The sequence below is a fragment of the Sphingomonas chungangi genome (assembly GCF_013778325.1).
Taxonomy (GTDB): domain Bacteria; phylum Pseudomonadota; class Alphaproteobacteria; order Sphingomonadales; family Sphingomonadaceae; genus Solisphingomonas; species Solisphingomonas chungangi.
The window spans coordinates 398,836-413,338 of record NZ_JACEIB010000026.1 but is presented as its reverse complement, the minus strand read 5'-3'; the positions used below and the strand labels follow the sequence as shown (position 1 = coordinate 413,338).

15 protein-coding genes and 1 tRNA gene are annotated in these 14,503 nt (G+C 66.0%); 5 read left to right on the top strand and 11 right to left on the bottom strand.

All coding sequences use genetic code 11. The features are described 5' to 3' along the window. Positions 1-40: 40 nt before the first annotated feature. Both HZF05_RS17745 and HZF05_RS17740 read right to left on the bottom strand, forming a co-directional pair. Positions 41-2,134 carry a catalase gene (locus HZF05_RS17745; RefSeq protein WP_160363113.1) on the bottom strand — a complete coding sequence of 698 codons (2,094 nt, stop codon included), beginning with the start codon at positions 2,132-2,134 and terminating at the stop codon, positions 41-43. A 300-nt stretch (positions 2,135-2,434) separates the two neighbouring features. Further along, the gene (locus tag HZF05_RS17740; RefSeq protein WP_160363112.1) at positions 2,435-2,812 is read right to left on the bottom strand and encodes a hypothetical protein; all 378 of its coding nucleotides are present in this window, start codon (positions 2,810-2,812) and stop codon (positions 2,435-2,437) included. Positions 2,813-3,085: 273 nt separating this feature from the next. On the opposite strand from HZF05_RS17740, the gene HZF05_RS17735 reads away from it, so the two are divergent. Then, on the top strand, positions 3,086-3,352 hold the full coding sequence (locus tag HZF05_RS17735) for a hypothetical protein (protein WP_160363111.1): 267 nt from the start codon (positions 3,086-3,088) through the stop codon (positions 3,350-3,352). A gap of 16 nt (positions 3,353-3,368) precedes the next feature. Here the strand turns inward: HZF05_RS17735 and HZF05_RS17730 are convergent, their stop codons facing one another. The 5 genes from HZF05_RS17730 to HZF05_RS17710 all read right to left on the bottom strand — a co-directional run bounded on the left by HZF05_RS17730 (position 3,369) and on the right by HZF05_RS17710 (position 8,840). After that, the gene (locus HZF05_RS17730; RefSeq protein WP_160363110.1) at positions 3,369-3,989 is read right to left on the bottom strand and encodes a ParB-like protein; all 621 of its coding nucleotides are present in this window, start codon (positions 3,987-3,989) and stop codon (positions 3,369-3,371) included. A gap of 2 nt (positions 3,990-3,991) precedes the next feature. Continuing rightward, positions 3,992-5,575, bottom strand: coding sequence for a SulP family inorganic anion transporter (locus tag HZF05_RS17725; protein WP_160363109.1), 1,584 nt, complete (start codon positions 5,573-5,575; stop codon positions 3,992-3,994). Positions 5,576-5,639: 64 nt separating this feature from the next. After that, on the bottom strand, positions 5,640-7,265 hold the full coding sequence (locus HZF05_RS17720; protein ID WP_160363108.1) for a DUF6065 family protein: 1,626 nt from the start codon (positions 7,263-7,265) through the stop codon (positions 5,640-5,642). Between the two features lie 124 nt (positions 7,266-7,389). After that, a complete protein-coding gene (locus HZF05_RS17715) occupies positions 7,390-8,382 on the bottom strand; it encodes an autotransporter domain-containing protein (protein ID WP_160363107.1) in 993 nt (330 codons plus the stop codon). Further along, positions 8,325-8,840: a hypothetical protein gene (locus HZF05_RS17710; protein WP_220129888.1), complete on the bottom strand. Its 516-nt coding sequence runs from the start codon at positions 8,838-8,840 to the stop codon at positions 8,325-8,327. Before HZF05_RS17710 ends, HZF05_RS17715 begins: the two co-directional genes overlap by 58 nt. A gap of 42 nt (positions 8,841-8,882) precedes the next feature. Here HZF05_RS17710 and HZF05_RS22340 point away from each other — a divergent pair, with 42 nt between their 5' ends. After that, positions 8,883-9,179: a UTRA domain-containing protein gene (locus tag HZF05_RS22340; RefSeq protein ID WP_220129887.1), complete on the top strand. Its 297-nt coding sequence runs from the start codon at positions 8,883-8,885 to the stop codon at positions 9,177-9,179. 29 nt (positions 9,180-9,208) lie between these two features. Here HZF05_RS22340 and HZF05_RS17700 read toward each other — a convergent pair whose 3' ends face one another. Then, complete coding sequence (locus HZF05_RS17700; protein WP_343046915.1) at positions 9,209-9,622, bottom strand: BLUF domain-containing protein; 414 nt, start codon at positions 9,620-9,622, stop codon at positions 9,209-9,211. 274 nt (positions 9,623-9,896) lie between these two features. Here HZF05_RS17700 and HZF05_RS17695 point away from each other — a divergent pair, with 274 nt between their 5' ends. Beyond that, the gene (locus HZF05_RS17695; RefSeq protein ID WP_160363104.1) at positions 9,897-10,535 is read left to right on the top strand and encodes a response regulator transcription factor; all 639 of its coding nucleotides are present in this window, start codon (positions 9,897-9,899) and stop codon (positions 10,533-10,535) included. Here HZF05_RS17695 and HZF05_RS17690 read toward each other — a convergent pair. Then, on the bottom strand, positions 10,532-11,044 hold the full coding sequence (locus HZF05_RS17690) for a hypothetical protein (RefSeq protein ID WP_160363103.1): 513 nt from the start codon (positions 11,042-11,044) through the stop codon (positions 10,532-10,534). The genes HZF05_RS17695 and HZF05_RS17690 overlap by 4 nt on opposite strands. An 82-nt stretch (positions 11,045-11,126) precedes the next feature. On the opposite strand from HZF05_RS17690, the gene HZF05_RS17685 reads away from it, so the two are divergent. Further along, positions 11,127-11,203 (top strand) — tRNA-Arg (locus HZF05_RS17685). 75 nt (positions 11,204-11,278) lie between these two features. Here HZF05_RS17685 and HZF05_RS17680 read toward each other — a convergent pair. Further along, a complete protein-coding gene (locus tag HZF05_RS17680; protein WP_160363102.1) occupies positions 11,279-11,623 on the bottom strand; it encodes a hypothetical protein in 345 nt (114 codons plus the stop codon). 95 nt (positions 11,624-11,718) lie between these two features. Then, a complete protein-coding gene (locus HZF05_RS17675) occupies positions 11,719-13,545 on the bottom strand; it encodes a hypothetical protein (protein ID WP_160363101.1) in 1,827 nt (608 codons plus the stop codon). A 411-nt stretch (positions 13,546-13,956) separates the two neighbouring features. On the opposite strand from HZF05_RS17675, the gene HZF05_RS17670 reads away from it, so the two are divergent. Continuing rightward, the gene (locus HZF05_RS17670; RefSeq protein WP_160363100.1) at positions 13,957-14,415 is read left to right on the top strand and encodes a S41 family peptidase; all 459 of its coding nucleotides are present in this window, start codon (positions 13,957-13,959) and stop codon (positions 14,413-14,415) included. The last annotated feature ends 88 nt before the right edge of the window (positions 14,416-14,503 follow it).

The window sequence follows — 14,503 nt, the reverse complement described above, 5'->3', positions numbered from 1 at the left end:
ATTCGAGCGATTCCGGCCGGCCTCCCGAACAATCCGGTCGTCAGGCCAGCATTCTGATCTTAGGCTCGCGGTCGTAGAAGCGCCGGGTCGCCGCTTTCACGAAATCGCCGTCCAGACCGGTGACGCCGTCGTCGGGCTCCACGCCCGCTTTGTCGAGCAGCGGCTTGGCGGCCTCCGTCGCGCCGATCGCCTTGAGGTGGCCGAAGGCATCCATGATGAACTGAATCGCGGCGCCTTCTTTCGAGAGGGCCGCCGCGCCTTCGTCCGACAGGATGATCGCGATGGCGTCGAAGATCTGTGACGGCGAGCCGGCAAGCTGGCCGTCCGCCTTGAGCGTCTTGCCGCCTGCAAGCTTGGCCCCGCCGATCTTCGGGGCGACGATCACGGCCTTGCCGCCGGCCTTCTCGACCGCCGCCTTCACAGCCTCGATTTCCTTGGCGTCGGAGCCGTCGGCGATCAGGATGCCGACCTGACGGCCCTCCAGGGTGCCTTTCATGTTCTTCTGGATCGACAGCGCGTCGGAGGGGGCGATGTCGATCGGCTCACGCGCAGCCTCTGCCTTGTCCGGCAGGTCGATGCCGAGACCGTCCGCGACCCGCTTGGCCAGTGCCTCGTCGACATTGCGAAGGTTCGCGACCAGCCGCGGCTGTACCTGCTCCAGCCCGACCTTCGACAGCTCGAACACGAAGGAGGAAGCGATGTGCGCCCGCTCGCTGTCGGTCTGCGAGATCCAGAACAGGCGGGCATGGCTGTAATGATCGGCGAACAGCTCCGCGCGGATGCGCAGCTTTTCGCCGGCCTCGCCATGACCGGCGCGCCCCGCGGCGGTGGTGAAGCCGGTCATCGGGCATTCGCGAGGGCCGCCTTCCTCGCCGTGCGCGGCAAGGCTGTTGGGCTCGTAATTGGCGCGGCCCTTGGGCACGTTCATCTGCATCTGCCCGTCGCGCTGGAAATTCATCACCGGGCATTTGGGCGCGTTGATCGGGATCTGGTGGAAGTTGGCGGTTCCGAGCCGTGACTTCTGCGTGTCGAGATAGCTGAACAGGCGGCCCTGCAGCAGAGGGTCGTTGGTGAAGTCTATGCCGGGGACGACGTTGGCGGGGCAGTAAGCGACCTGCTCGGTCTCGGCGAAGAAGTTGTCCGGGTTCCGGTCGAGCGTCATTCGTCCGATGATGCGGACAGGGATCATCTCCTCGGGGATGATCTTGGTCGCGTCGAGCACGTCCCAGTCGAGCTTGTCCGCAAAGGCCTGGTCGAACGCCTGGATGCCGAGTTCCCATTCGGGATAGGCGCCAGTGTCGATCGCCTCATAAAGGTCGCGGCGGTGATAGTCGTTGTCTGCGGCCTGCAGCTTCAACGCCTCGTCCCATACGGTCGATTGCAGGCCGAGCTTCGGCTTCCAGTGGAATTTGACGAAGGTGCTCTTGCCCTCCGCATTGACCATGTGGAAGGTATGGATGCCGAAACCCTCGATGGTGCGAAGCGAGCGCGGGATGGCGCGGTCGGACATCGCCCACATCAGCATATGGGTTGTCTCGGGCATCAGGCTCGCCCAGTCCCAGAAGGTATCGTGCGCGGAGCCCGCCTGCGGGTAGGCGCGGTCGGCCTCCATCTTCACCGAATGGACGAGATCGGGGAACTTGATCGCATCCTGGATGAAGAAGACCGGGATGTTGTTGCCGACGAGATCCCAATTGCCCTCGGTTGTGTAGAACTTGACCGCGAAGCCGCGCACGTCGCGCGGGGTGTCGACCGAGCCGGCGCCGCCCGCCACCGTCGAGAAGCGCGTGAATACCGGCGTTTTCGTGCCCTTCGTGAACAAAGCCGCCTTGCAGATGTCGGAGATGTCGTCGGTCGCCTCGAAGGTGCCGTGTGCGGCCGAACCGCGGGCGTGGACGATTCGCTCGGGAATGCGCTCGTGGTCGAAGTGGAAGATCTTCTCGCGCAGCACGAAATCCTCGAGCAGCACGGGGCCGCGCTCGCCGGACTTGAGACTATTCTGGTTGTTGGAGACGCGGATGCCCTGATTGGTCGTCAGATGCGCGTCCGCCTCGTTGTGAGAGCCCTCTTCCGGCATCTTCTGGTGTGTTTCCCCGCCATGGCCGCGTGTGGTGTCGAAGCGCGTGTCGGTCATTGTCGTCTCCAAGGCTTGGGGCTTGCCTGCAAGACGCGCGGAACGCGCGGAAGTGCCGGAAAATCTCGATTTGCTGATGCAGGTCAACCCTCGGGCGCCGGCCGTGCATCAACAGATCCGAGGTCGCGATCATCGAGAGGGAGCGGATGGCCCTAGTGGATGCGCATCCGCGGTGAAGCTCGTCAGGATCGCCGGTTTCGACGAGAATTATCTCCATCGCCGACTACGCGTTGCCTGATGCAAAGCCATGGCGGAGGTGACCGGCCGCACAAGGTGCGGCCGGTCACCTGAATTCCAGAATCAGTAGCAGCGGCGGACGCGATGGTGGTGATGCCACACCGTCCTGCAATGACCACCGTATCCCCGACCGTGATCGCCCCGGTCGTGATCGAATCCCGATCGGCCGTCGCCCCATCCTCGGTCGGCGGCACGCTTCATCCCGCCGTCATGATCGTCGCCCATCCGGCCGTGATCCATCATATCCTCGCGACCGGTCATGGCGTTGTCGTCATGGCCGCCCCGCATGTCGGCGCCCCGATGCTCGTCGATCGGCTGCGCTCCCATCGGCCCTCGGGCGCCGCCATGCGCGCTGTCGGACGGATCGGGCGACTGCATCTGCGCGAATACCGGCGCGGCAAGCGTCAGTGCGCCGATGGCTGCAAGCGTGATGATCTTCATGGGGGTTCTCCTTGCGACCGCAGAGGCGGGTGCGCAGATGACCGACGAACGGCAGCAGGGTATGTTCCTGACTTCTAGGGCAAGCTGGACGGGCCCAATCGAGCAGCCCGTCGAAAACGGCATTGTACAGATCAGCGCGGGCAATGGCGGACAGGTAATCGCTCGTCGTCAGCCGGATGATGGCTGGCACGGTCTCGATCCGCGTCTCCAGCGGTGTTGCGGAGGATCGCGCGCAACCCAGTTCTGCTCGCAATCCTCGCCCGGATCGCGGCGGTGCTCGACTCGCTCGACGTCCCGCTGATCGAATGCCTCGCCGGTGCCTGGCCCAGGGCGCTGGAGCCACGGCGCCATCGCGGCGACGCTTCGGTCGGGCCGGTCACGCTGTTGCTCGCCGAGCACGATCTGTCGATCACGCTGCATCCCGAGGTCCATGTCGCGTTCGATGGGCCCGGGTGGTGTCAAGATTGGTTTCGAGCTGGAGCTTGCCGCGCATATCAAGGCCTGCGCGCTGCTGATCCGGGCGGGCACATCGCCATCTGATCCCGACGGATAGCGCTTATCCGTCGTCGTGCGGTCCGGCCCAGCCGGGCAGATAGGCAGCCGGGGATGTCCGCGCGATGGCGAGAGCCTGCTCGACGGCCTTGGCGAAATCCTCCTCCAGTGTATCGACCGAGACATGGCGGCGCAGGAAGTCCGCCCACAGGAATTCGGAGAAGGGCGTGTCGTCCTTGGCGTAGCCGCCCGCCCGGCGCAGCTCCCCCGCCAGCGAGCGGTAGGGATCGTCGGCGAGGCCGGAAACGTGGTGCGGAATCCTGCCGAGCTTGTGCCGCCGCCCCTCGGCATCGAACGGGTGGACCCAGTTGCGATTGTCCATGAAGGTCAGGAACAGGCTCTTATCGAGATGATCGAGATCGGCGATCACGCGGACCAGCACCTTCCCGACCCCCTCCTCGTGGAGCGCGCGGGCGAGGTGGTGGTTGTCGATCATCCAGTACCTTTTCTTCGGCCCCGAGACGACCGGGATCATGTGGCGGCCAAGATAGTCGCCGCCGTCCTTGTCCTTCCGCGCCCGCCATTCGCGCCGCTTCCGCTCGACCTCGCGATAGCCGACCGTCATCTGGGTGGGGCGCAGATCGTCGATCGCGACGGGGTGGAGAAGGGGTTCGCGATCGAGCATCCTCAGGATTCCTTCATCGACTGGACGGCGTCATCGACGCTGTAGCTGCAGCGCGCGGCGAGGTTGGGGGGAAGCAGATCGCGGGCGCGATCGTGGACTCGGGCGAGCCACAGGCGGCGCTGTTGCAAGCCGAGGCGCTGATCGAATTCCAGCAGCGCGTCGAGCGCGGTGCTGTCGATATCGAAGCTTTCCTCGAGGCTGAGGATGACGCCGCTCGAGCCGGGGGTGGCTCGGATATTCCCTTCGACGTTGCCCAGCACGCGCTCGGCATTGGCGAAGAAGAGCGGTTCGGCCGGGCGCCAGATGGCGAGTCCCGGCATGCGCGCGGCCTCGGGATGTCTCGTTACGTCGACATAGTTGCGGCTGTCGCCCAGTCGACCCAGCTCGACCAGCTGCGGCGAGGCCAGCCGCCGGATCATCGCCAGCAGCGAAAGCCCGATCGCGAAGAGCATGCCGTTCAGCACGCCGAGCAGGATCACGCCGGCCGCGGCGCCCAGCGCGACATATTGATCCCGATCGATCCGCCACAGCCGGATCAGCGGCGCGGGATCGAGCGCATGGGTGAGAGCGGCGATCACGACGGCGGCCAGCACCGGCTCCGGCAGATAGGCGATCAGCGGGGTCGCGACGGCGACGAGCAAGGCGAGCGCGAGGGCCGCCACCACGGCGGTCGCCCGGCTCTGCGCGCCCGCCGCCTCGCTGGCGGACCCGGCCGAGAAGCCCGCGCCGACCGGCATGCCCCGGACGAGCGCCGATGCGAGGTTGGCGAGGCCGAGCGCGGCAAGCTCCCGGTCGGGCTCGATCGCATCGCCGTGGCGCAGGGCGAGGGCGCGCATCGTTCCCCAGCTCTCCGCGAACAGGATCAGCGCGAGCGGCACGACCATCTGCGCGAGCCGCTCGACCCGATCGAAGGAGAGCGCCGGGAGAGTCGGCAAGCCCATGTCGATCCGGATCATCCCGACGGTAGCGACGCCGTGGCCTTGCAGGTCGAGCAGCCAGGACAGGCCGATACCGGCGGCGAGCACCAAAATCGCGCCGGGCACTTTGGGCAACCGCCGAAGCAGGAGAAGGGCGGTGAGGGCCATCGCTCCGGTCGCGACGCTGATCGGGTTCCAAAGGGCGACGGCCTGGACCAGCCGCCAGAGCAGGTGGAAGATGTCGCGGCCCGAAACCTCCACGCCGAGGATCGAGGGCAACTGCTTCGCGATGATCGTGATCGCCAGCCCGAAGGCGAAGCCGCGCAGCACGGGGCGGGCGACGAAACCGGTCAGCGAGCCGAGCCGCAACGCGCCCGCGATCAGGAACAGCCCGCCTGCCATCGCGATCGCGACGGTCGCGATGGCGCCGCGCGTGGCGGCATCCCCCGGCATCGCGGCGAGCGCGGCGGCGAGGATCGCGGCGGAAGAGGATGTCGGCGACACGATGGCGTAGCGCGAGCGCCCGGCCAGCGCATAGACCAGCGAGCCCGCGACCGCCGCCGACAGTGCGCGGCCCGGCGGCAGTCCGGCGATGTCGGCGTAGGCCACCGCCTCCGGCAGCATCAGTCCGGCGACCGACAGCCCCGCGACGAGATCGGCACTCTTCACCGGGGCGATGCTAGCCAAACCGGCGGCGGGTGGAAATCGCGGAATTTAGCGCGCGTGATCCGGCTCAGACGAAGCCGGCATGCCAGTCGTTGCGCCAGCGGAAGTTCGTGTAGGTGGCGCTCACCGAGAAATCGAGCGCGGTCACCTGGTGCCACCAGCCAATGGGGATGAAAAGCATGCTCCCAGGTTCGAGCAGCACGTCGTAGAGCGGCATGTCGCGCAGGTCGGGATGCTGCGCCAGCGTCGCCGGATCGGTGAGATCGCCGATCGCGCTGAACACATGCTCGCGATTGCGGAGCTTGCCCGCCTCGCTCGGCGGCACGAGCAGCACGCGTTTGCGGCCGACGATCTGCGCCAGCAGGTTGTTGGTGAGGTCGTGGTGGAGCGGCGTGAAGGTGCCGGCGGGGCCGATCCACAGCATCGCCTCGTCCGCCGCAGGGCCGTGGGCGAGCAACGTATCGATACGGCCGAGCTCGGCATGGAGCGGGGCGAGCGCCGTACGGTTGGCGGCTGAATTATAGGCGGTGAGGTAGCTGTCGTTTCCAGCACCGGGCCGCGAAATCTCGGCGATGAAGCGATCGAACGGCATCGATCGGCGATGCGCATCCTTGTCCAGCTCGAAGCGAGCGTCGCCCAGCCGCGCGCCCTGATAGTCGATCGGCGCGCCGCCGACGCGCGCGGCGAGATAGGCCGGCGTCCAGCGATCGAGCGCCGGCCAGTCCGCCATCTCTCCGGTCAGCAACGCGGGGCGGTGCGCGGAATAATGATGATCGAGGAAGTCGTCGGGATCGACCCGATGGAGGCGCCGCAGCCCCGCCGTGCGCGGCGAGAGCGCGCGATGCCCTTCCTGCACGCGCAGCATCCAGTCGCGCCGGGCAAGCTGTGGATCCAAGGGCGGTGCCGGGGGCACCGCTGGAGCGATCTTCGGCGCGGCGGGCGCCGGACCGCCGGGCTGGCCCTCGAAATCGCGTACCCGGATCTTGGACTGGTGATCGGGCGTACCCGTCTCTCCCGCCGGGCAGACGCCTCGATAATAGAGCTTCTGCCATTTCTCGGAGGGTTGGCTGGGTGGTGCCTCGCGCATCCGTTCGTGGAAGGCATCGCGTGAGCGGCTCCATTCCTCGAACTGCTGCTTGAGCTCGGGTGCCTCCTCGATGGGGCGGACACGCGGCTGCACGGCCTCCACCACGCCGCGCTGGACGGGGAAGAAGAAGCAGATCGTCTCGCCCGGCTCGAACCGCACCCAGTGATCGGGCCGTGTGAAGCGCCAGTTCATCGTGAAGCTGTAGGGCGACCAGTCCGTCTCGATCAGGCCGGAGAGCGCGGCGATCCCGTCCTTCGCCTCGTTGGGCGCGCCGCCCACCCACAGGTTCCAGCCGGGCGAGGTGCGGAACAGGCCGGCGATGTGGAAGGTGATCGTCCCCTGGCCGAACAGCGAGACCGGCACGTCGACCGAGGACACGTCGCCCTCGTCGAGCCGGATCTCCACCGCATCGGTGCCGCTCCCGCCCGTCCAGCGCGCCGAGAAGCCGACGGCGTTGGCGATCTCCCAGCCATGCGCGTTGGCGATGCCGAGCGGCAGGCAGCGATAGGCGAAGCTCTCGGGCGTGTCGTCCATCCAGTCGCGCCGGGGCGAGGCGGCGCGGATGCGCGGGCGCCATCCGTCATAGATGAAACAGTCGATCTCCATGCGCGTCCCGCCCGGCGACCCTAGAAGGCCAGGCGGAATCCTACCGTCGCGCTGTTGTCTGTCCAGCCGTCCGCGAACTGGCCGCGATATTTGACGAAGCCGGTCCACTGGCCCTTGTGCGCCGTCAGGCTCGCGCCGGCAGGATGTTGCTGCGGGCGAGATCGACGCGGTTGTCGTCGAAGACGGTGCCGTCTGCGGCGGTCAGCACCACCGCGCCGCCCTTCGCGACGTCGCTGCGGCGGTATCCGATCTCGACATCGGGGGTCCAGACCGTCCCGCCCGTATCGGTCATCGGATAGGCAAGCTGGAACGTGCCGTAGGGCGATACGAAGGACCGCGTCCGGTAATCGACGGCGACGCGGAAGGCGGCGGGGATGCTGCCCTGCTCGACGAAGTCGCCGCCGCTGATCCGCGAGACGAGCACGCCGACCGCCGGTGTCGCGATCACGCCGTGCCAGGTGAAGGGCGCGACGGCTTGGGCGCCGGCGAGGAACTGGTTGACGTTGTGCTTCGCGTAGGCGTGGCCGATGCCGGTCTCGCGCTCGGTCGTCTCGCGGTCATGCGCGTAGCTGACGATGGCGGACAGGCCGATCGGGCCGACCGGCTGCGAGGCGACGAGGCTCGCCCGGAAAGACGTGTCGTGGCCGGTGCCGCCCTCGTTGTCCCGATAATGGTTCTGGCCATAGCCGAAGGCGGCGCCGATCCGGCCTGTCTCGCCCACGGTCGCGTCGATCCCGCCCTGCAGCGAATAGCCGCGCGTGCGGAAATGCGGGGTGTCGCCGCGTGCATTGGCGCCGAGCCGCTGGCCGTCGACGGTGAACCAGCCGCGCACCGTCTCACCGGGGGTGAGCGCCATGTTGTAGGTGATGCCGCCGTTGACCGTGCCGTTCTTGGTGATGGTCAGCTTGGTCGGTCCCTTGGTGCCGGCATCGAGCACGCGGACGCCGTCGAAATAATTGTGGGAGCCATTGCCGGACGCCGTGCCATCGATCGTGATGGTCGCCTGGCTGTTGCCCCGGTTGTTGACGTAGACTCCGCCGCCGCCCGTCACGGTGCCCGTCACGTCGACGGTGACGTCGCCGTTTTCCTGCGAGCCGCTGTTGGGGCCGGTATGCACGGCATAGATACCCAATGGTTGAGCGATGCGTCTGTCACTGTTCCGCTGGACGTGATGTTGATGTCCCCATCGCCGGTCAGTTTCGCATCGATTGCGCCCGGCCGGCCGGCGAAGCGACCCGCCGAGGCGTTGGTGATCGAGACGGAACCTGCATTGTTGATGGTGATCCCGCCGCCGCCGGCCGACTGGACGATGATGCCGCCGGTATCGCCCTCGACGCTCGCGCCCTTGTCGACGGTGACCTTCATCCCGCCGTTCGCCGCCTGTGAATTGGCGCGGATGCCGACGCTGGTCTGGCCGCTGCTGCGATGGGCCGCGATCTTGCCCGTGGCCTCGATCGAGAGCGCGCCCTTGCCATACATCTGCGTCTGGATGCCGGTGACGTTGACGGCCTTGATCGTCAGATCCCCGCCATATTGCCGGTTCTGCACGAAGATCGCAGCGGTGGTGCTGTCCACGCTGTTCGGCCTGCCGTCACTGGCTCGCTTCCTGCGGTCCGCGTGCGATCCGGGGATGGGGTGCCGCTGGCGCTGGAATCGGCCTGGTACAGCCTCGATGCCGCGCCGAAGGTCGCCGACTACGATCCGCTCGGATCGATCTACGGCCAATTGGCGCAGGGCGGGCTGGGCCTTGCCTATTGCGACCAAGCGATCGAGGCGACGATGCCGTCGCCGTCCGAATGCGAGGTCTTCGGGTTCGATGCGCCGGTGTCCCGCCTGCTGATCAAGCGGCGCAGCCACGTGCGAGCCGGCATGATGGTGGAATATGTCGAGGGCATGTTCCGGGGCGATGCCTAAGCCTATCGCCTCAGGCTGGAATCCTTGCCTCAGGAGGGCGTCGCGAACTCGCGCAGCACCTGGATGAGGGTGTCGGCCGATCCAGCATCGTCCAGCGCCGCCTCCACCTGCCCGGACACGAAGCGCGACGGGCCGGCATAAGCCAGCGTCCAGTCGTCGAACAGCCGTTCCGGCCGGTGACCGTCCAGGATCGTTCGGATCTCGGCATGGCGTGCGTCCCGCTCGATGCTGGCCCGGAGCCTCGCAAGCTCCGTCTCCGCCCCTTCGAGATATTGGGCGAAGCGCTGCCCGGTGAACAGCAGCGCCCCGGTGACGCCAAGAGCGGCGTTACGCGCGCGCGAAGTGGTCACGATGTCGGTCACCGCGTTTTCCTGCCAGGGCGCCGGGAGGCGGCAGAGGCTCACGTAGAGCCAGCGGTGGATAGCGACGGTGGAACCCTGCACGTCTCCGTGATAAATTAACCTTTATCCAGATCAAGACTTTAGAGGCGTCCGCCTATCCCCCTCCGGCCACATGCCGGCGCAGTGCGGTGCATGCTACCGTGGTACCGCGGTAATAGCGGCCAAACTTCCGGAAGCATTGCCTGCCTAGGCGGCGATATCGTTACCGAAGCGTCACGTACGGTTATCTGAAAGGGGAGGACAAGATCGCCAAGATGCGCCATGATTCGATCCATGCCGGAGGCATCGTCCGCCGGCGCAAGCGGAAGCATTTGCCATGAAGACCGCGCGGACCGTCTATCTTGTCGGCGGAGACCTGGAATATCGCCGCTCGCTGGCGCGCGCCCTGCGTGCCGCGGGATACCGTACCCACGCATTCGCGAACGCCGCCGACACCATGGAAGCGACCGACTATATCGAGCCGGGCTGCGTGCTGCTCGATACCCGCCTGCCTGACGAAGACGGAATGGTTCTGCTCCGGCGGTTGGGCGAGCTTCGCGCGGAAATGCCGGTGATCGTGATCGACCAGGCGGCCAGCGTCCGCTCTGCGGTCCGCGCGATACAGGCCGGTGCCGTCGACGTCCTCGAGCATCCGTTCGATGATGCCGTGCTGCTGGCAATGCTGGATCAGGCCTTTGCCGAACTGCCCGCGCGGATCCGCCACGAATTACGCGTCCGCGAGGCGGTGCTCCGGAGCGGGCGGCTGACGCCCCGCGAGCGCGAGGTGCTGCACGGCATGCTCGGTGGCCTGTCGAGCCGCGAGATTGGCGGCGTCATCGGCATCGGGATCCGTACCGTGGAGATGCATCGCGCCAACGTGATGCGCAAGCTCGACACGGACAGTCTGCCCGGGCTGATGCGACTGTGCCTGCTGGCGGGGCTGACCAGCGTCGATGACGAGGAGGCTGCGGCCTAGCCGCCGGTCGCCAGCCGCACGGCGGCCTGCTCGTCGTCCGATATCCGCTGAACCTGATCGAAGGCCTGTCCGATCGCGACCATCGCGCCGGTGTCCGTCTGGGGATCGAGACCGCTGCGCGCCACGTCCAGATCGGCGAGCGCCTTGGCGACGGGACCGCGCGCCGTCTCGATGCGCGAAAGCGACACCTGCGCGGCGACCCACGCGTCGCTGCCCTCGGCTGCACCGCGTCCGCGCCCAAGCGCCCCGCGCTCCTCTTCGAGCACCCGCCGGAAATCCGCGTCAGCCGTGCGCGCCTGCTCGATCAGCGGTGCATAATGCTGGACGGCGGCGGGATCGGCGACGGTGGCCGGTGGGGCGGGGTGGCTGGGCTCGGCGAGCGATACCTGTTCGATCGGGCGGGGCGCCAGCGAGGGATAGCTGCCCGATGGGGCCGAACAGCCCGCCAGCGCAGCGACGAAGGTGGCTGCGATCGTCGCGCGGAAAGATGGGTAAACGGTGCGATCCATGCCGCCCCGTCTAGAAGTGTGCTTTTATCGTAGCAATGGGGTTGCACTCCCCCGGATCGCCTTCTAAGAGCGCCTCCACAACGCGCCCGTAGCTCAGCTGGATAGAGCATCAGACTACGAATCTGAGGGTCGGACGTTCGAATCGTTCCGGGCGCGCCATTGTTTTCGATGGCTTAGAGTAAAATGTGGTCTGCAACGGGCGGCTGCTCTCGATCCAGTAATCAGGCTGCATCGCTAGAGAGATAGGCTCCAACTGCGGTAGGCAAAGCCGAAGCTGCCATCGGCTATCTGTGCGCCTGAAACTGGCGTGCCGGATGTGTAAATCGTGTGCAGAGTGTCGGTGACGTTCTGGATGCCGCCACGCTTGCTGTCGCCGCAGACCTCCCAGTTCGAGCAGCTGACATAGACGCGATTTCGGTATTCTAAGGCACGTGAGAGGAGACGGCGCTTGGCGCCGAGCTTGCCAGCGTTACCCATCCGATCGTGGGTCGGATTGATCACGACATCGGCTGCCATGATGCTCGCCTCGCTCTTTGCTGAAACGAAACCTGGCTTACTGCGACTTTCCACGATGTTCATCTCACCGCAGATCAGCGCGAACAGGTTCCAGCCGGGAATGGCCAGCGTTCGGTGCGGTAGCGCCCGTTCAGATCTGACTCTCCGACGCAGAGGTTTTACGCAGAACCGAATTCTCTACCGAACCGAGGGTCTGCCGCAGCCCACTTTTCGAGCCGATCAAACCGTGCGGCTACGGACGCCTGATAGGCTATCCGTCGCCCGGAAATGGCCAGCGCCCGGGCGATAGGGTCGGCGATCTCCGCGAGCGCTGTGCGTTCGTCGCGCCCATAAAGGCTACCGTCCGGACGTGGCCCAAGAAAAAGCCAACCGACCAGGCCCACTCCGTCTGCGGCGAGCGGCAGGTGGAGGGGGAAAAGCGGATCGTCTCGATGCATGGCAAGATGATGATCGACCGGCGCAACCCAACCGTTAAGCCAATCATGTGCCGCGTTTCCCTCGATACCGTAATGGTCGATCAGATGCTCACCGATCAATAACGCGCCACTTTGAGCATGCAGCGCGCGCTCGCAACGCTTTAAAATCGCATCGCCAAGCTCGGCCACGGTCGCCGTCTCGCGCAAATCTGCTACTAGCAGCGGCAGATCATGGCGCAGATGGAGCAAGGCTTTACGAAAGCGCCGCTCGGCCCAGGCGCCGATGCGGCTGTGGAGCGGCGCGATCATCACTGCTGCCACTGCGGCACCCAGCCCGCCGGCAAGATCGCCCAGCCGGTTTCCAAGCACATCCTGCCCTAGCGAGGATGTCAATTGCTCCGTGCAGGCGAACACCGCAACCAGCGAAGCAGTGAGCACCGCATAGCCCGCCGATCGCGAGATCACCGTGTCAGCGTCGTACAGTCGATACCGCAGCACCGACACGATCAGCCCGACAGGGAAGGCAACAGTCAGGACATTCTCTGCGAGACGGCCGATCATATAGGCTGCGTCGGGCGCGAGCCGGGATGCTATGGCAGGTTCGGCCACCACTGTGTGCACTGCGGCTGACATCACCATCACCGCGCCGCCGAGTAGCGCCCACTTGATCTGTTGGCGCTGCATACCGGACGGCGTGGCGCGATACCGAAACAGCAACGCAATCGAGATGACCGTAAAGATTGGAATATCCAGCGCGGCCGCCGAAAGCTCCGACTGCCAAAGCGCAAATCGAGACGCCATGTTGGCGAGGACATAGATAGTCGGCACCATCCAGGCGAGGCGTGCCCAGCGCGTCGCGAAGCGGCCATCGGGGAACGCGCAGATGCCGACCAGCATCGCCCAGAACCCTATCACGTCGATGCTTTCGTCGATCCAGATGGCAAGCCCGGATGACATCCCGGCATCGACCGACAAATCCGTGTTGGACACCTGATTGTAGCACAGCAGGAGGAAGCCGAAGGCGAGCAGCATTGCCTCGGGGTCGCGCGGCCGGCGCTGCTTGAGGAGAATTGAGGTGCTCAGGAAGAACAGCGCGATCACCAGATGGCGAAGCTGAAATAGCGACCGGCCAAAGGTGGTAAGGCCAATTCCGGGGATTGGCCGTGCCGAGATATCGGCCAACCGGGAGAGCCTGATGCTGGTCTGATGCCCGTCAGGGGTGGCGAGCTGCAGAGTGATCGGGCCGGATCGCCGAGCGAGAAGCGAGCCGAGCTGCAGCGCGCCAGAAATCCTCACGCCGTCGATGGCCTCGATCCGACTGCCTTCGATCGCGCCGACGGCGGCAGCTTCGGGCCACGCGGTGCCGACAATAGGTTGGGCTTCCTCGTTCGTGCTCATCAGAAAAGCGTAATGAGCGGAGGCCGGCTGATCGCGGAAGTTGTTCAGTAGTTCGACGGCCTCGCACAGTGTTCCATAGAGCAGGACGATGCCCAGCAACACCCAATAGGCGGCGTGAATCCATCGTGCCCGGCGCGCGCCGATCAGCGGCAGTCCCTTCGGTAACTCCATGCCACCCCCGCGCGTGCCTCGTCGAAATCTAGACCAAGTCGGCGTGCAGGCAATCAGCTAGATTGTGATGGCGGAAAATGTCCTCGCGCACAGCAAAACTCCGCGGCCGGATGGTGATGGAGAGCCGTGTCACTGCTGAGCGGTATGCTCACAAACAGCCAGTCGGCGGGGCGCCCAATGCTGGTCATTTCGAACCGGGTTGAGCAGCGCTGAAAGCCGCCGTTCGTTCATGTTCTCAGTCGTGCTCTTTCGCCGGTCGCCGCCGTGCGCAGACCGGTCGGCGTGATTGATCTGTCTATCGCTCTCTGTGTTGCATGTCCCTGCGCTCGCGGCTGTTCAACCTGTCCCACTTTCGGTAGCCACTGATCGAAGCGCGAAGGGACGCGTAGCGGGGACAGGAAGAGGGTGGCAGTGGCGCGACGGTTCAGCTTACCCGATGCGCTGCCGCCGCTCAGAGGCTCGGCGGCGACAGTCTATGCAATCCTCTGGCTGCCGCTGTTGGCAATCGCCTTGTGGTTGGCAGTGGGAGCCGCTTGGTACGGCGTCGCGGATGGCGCCGGTGATGCTTATTCGTGGCATGCGCTCGGCATCAATCGCGACCCTGGCGACGGGGCGCTGATTGATAGGATTGCTGGCGATGAACTGCGCCGCGCCGACGTGCGGCGCGGCGACCGAATCCTCGCCTTCGATGGCATTCCCATGCCGCAAGGTGCGACCAGTGACGTGCAGGACTGGCGCATCAAGGCGCATCTGCTCGACGCGCGCGGGCCGATCCGGCTCCTGCTTCGCCGCGGGAAAGATCAGCCGCGCATCGTATCGCTGACGCGCAGCACCGAGCATGGCGATGCGCTCATGCCGGCACCGGGCTGACCCCCGTCTCGCTTTCCTGGCTGGGAACGCTGACCAACCTGCTCGAACCCGTCATCCTGATCGTCGGCGCCTGCCTGCTGTTCGCGCG

Excerpts from the sequence above, each read along its gene's own strand:
- HZF05_RS17745 (WP_160363113.1), bottom strand. The coding sequence starts at position 2,134 with ATGACCGACACGCGCTTCGACACCACACGCGGCCATGGCGGGGAAACA.
- HZF05_RS17740 (WP_160363112.1), bottom strand. The coding sequence starts at position 2,812 with ATGAAGATCATCACGCTTGCAGCCATCGGCGCACTGACGCTTGCCGCG.
- HZF05_RS17730 (WP_160363110.1), bottom strand. The coding sequence starts at position 3,989 with ATGCTCGATCGCGAACCCCTTCTCCACCCCGTCGCGATCGACGATCTG.
- HZF05_RS17720 (WP_160363108.1), bottom strand. The coding sequence starts at position 7,265 with ATGGAGATCGACTGTTTCATCTATGACGGATGGCGCCCGCGCATCCGC.
- HZF05_RS17695 (WP_160363104.1), top strand. The coding sequence starts at position 9,897 with ATGAAGACCGCGCGGACCGTCTATCTTGTCGGCGGAGACCTGGAATAT.
- HZF05_RS17690 (WP_160363103.1), bottom strand. The coding sequence starts at position 11,044 with ATGGATCGCACCGTTTACCCATCTTTCCGCGCGACGATCGCAGCCACC.
- HZF05_RS17680 (WP_160363102.1), bottom strand. The coding sequence starts at position 11,623 with ATGAACATCGTGGAAAGTCGCAGTAAGCCAGGTTTCGTTTCAGCAAAG.
- HZF05_RS17675 (WP_160363101.1), bottom strand. The coding sequence starts at position 13,545 with ATGGAGTTACCGAAGGGACTGCCGCTGATCGGCGCGCGCCGGGCACGA.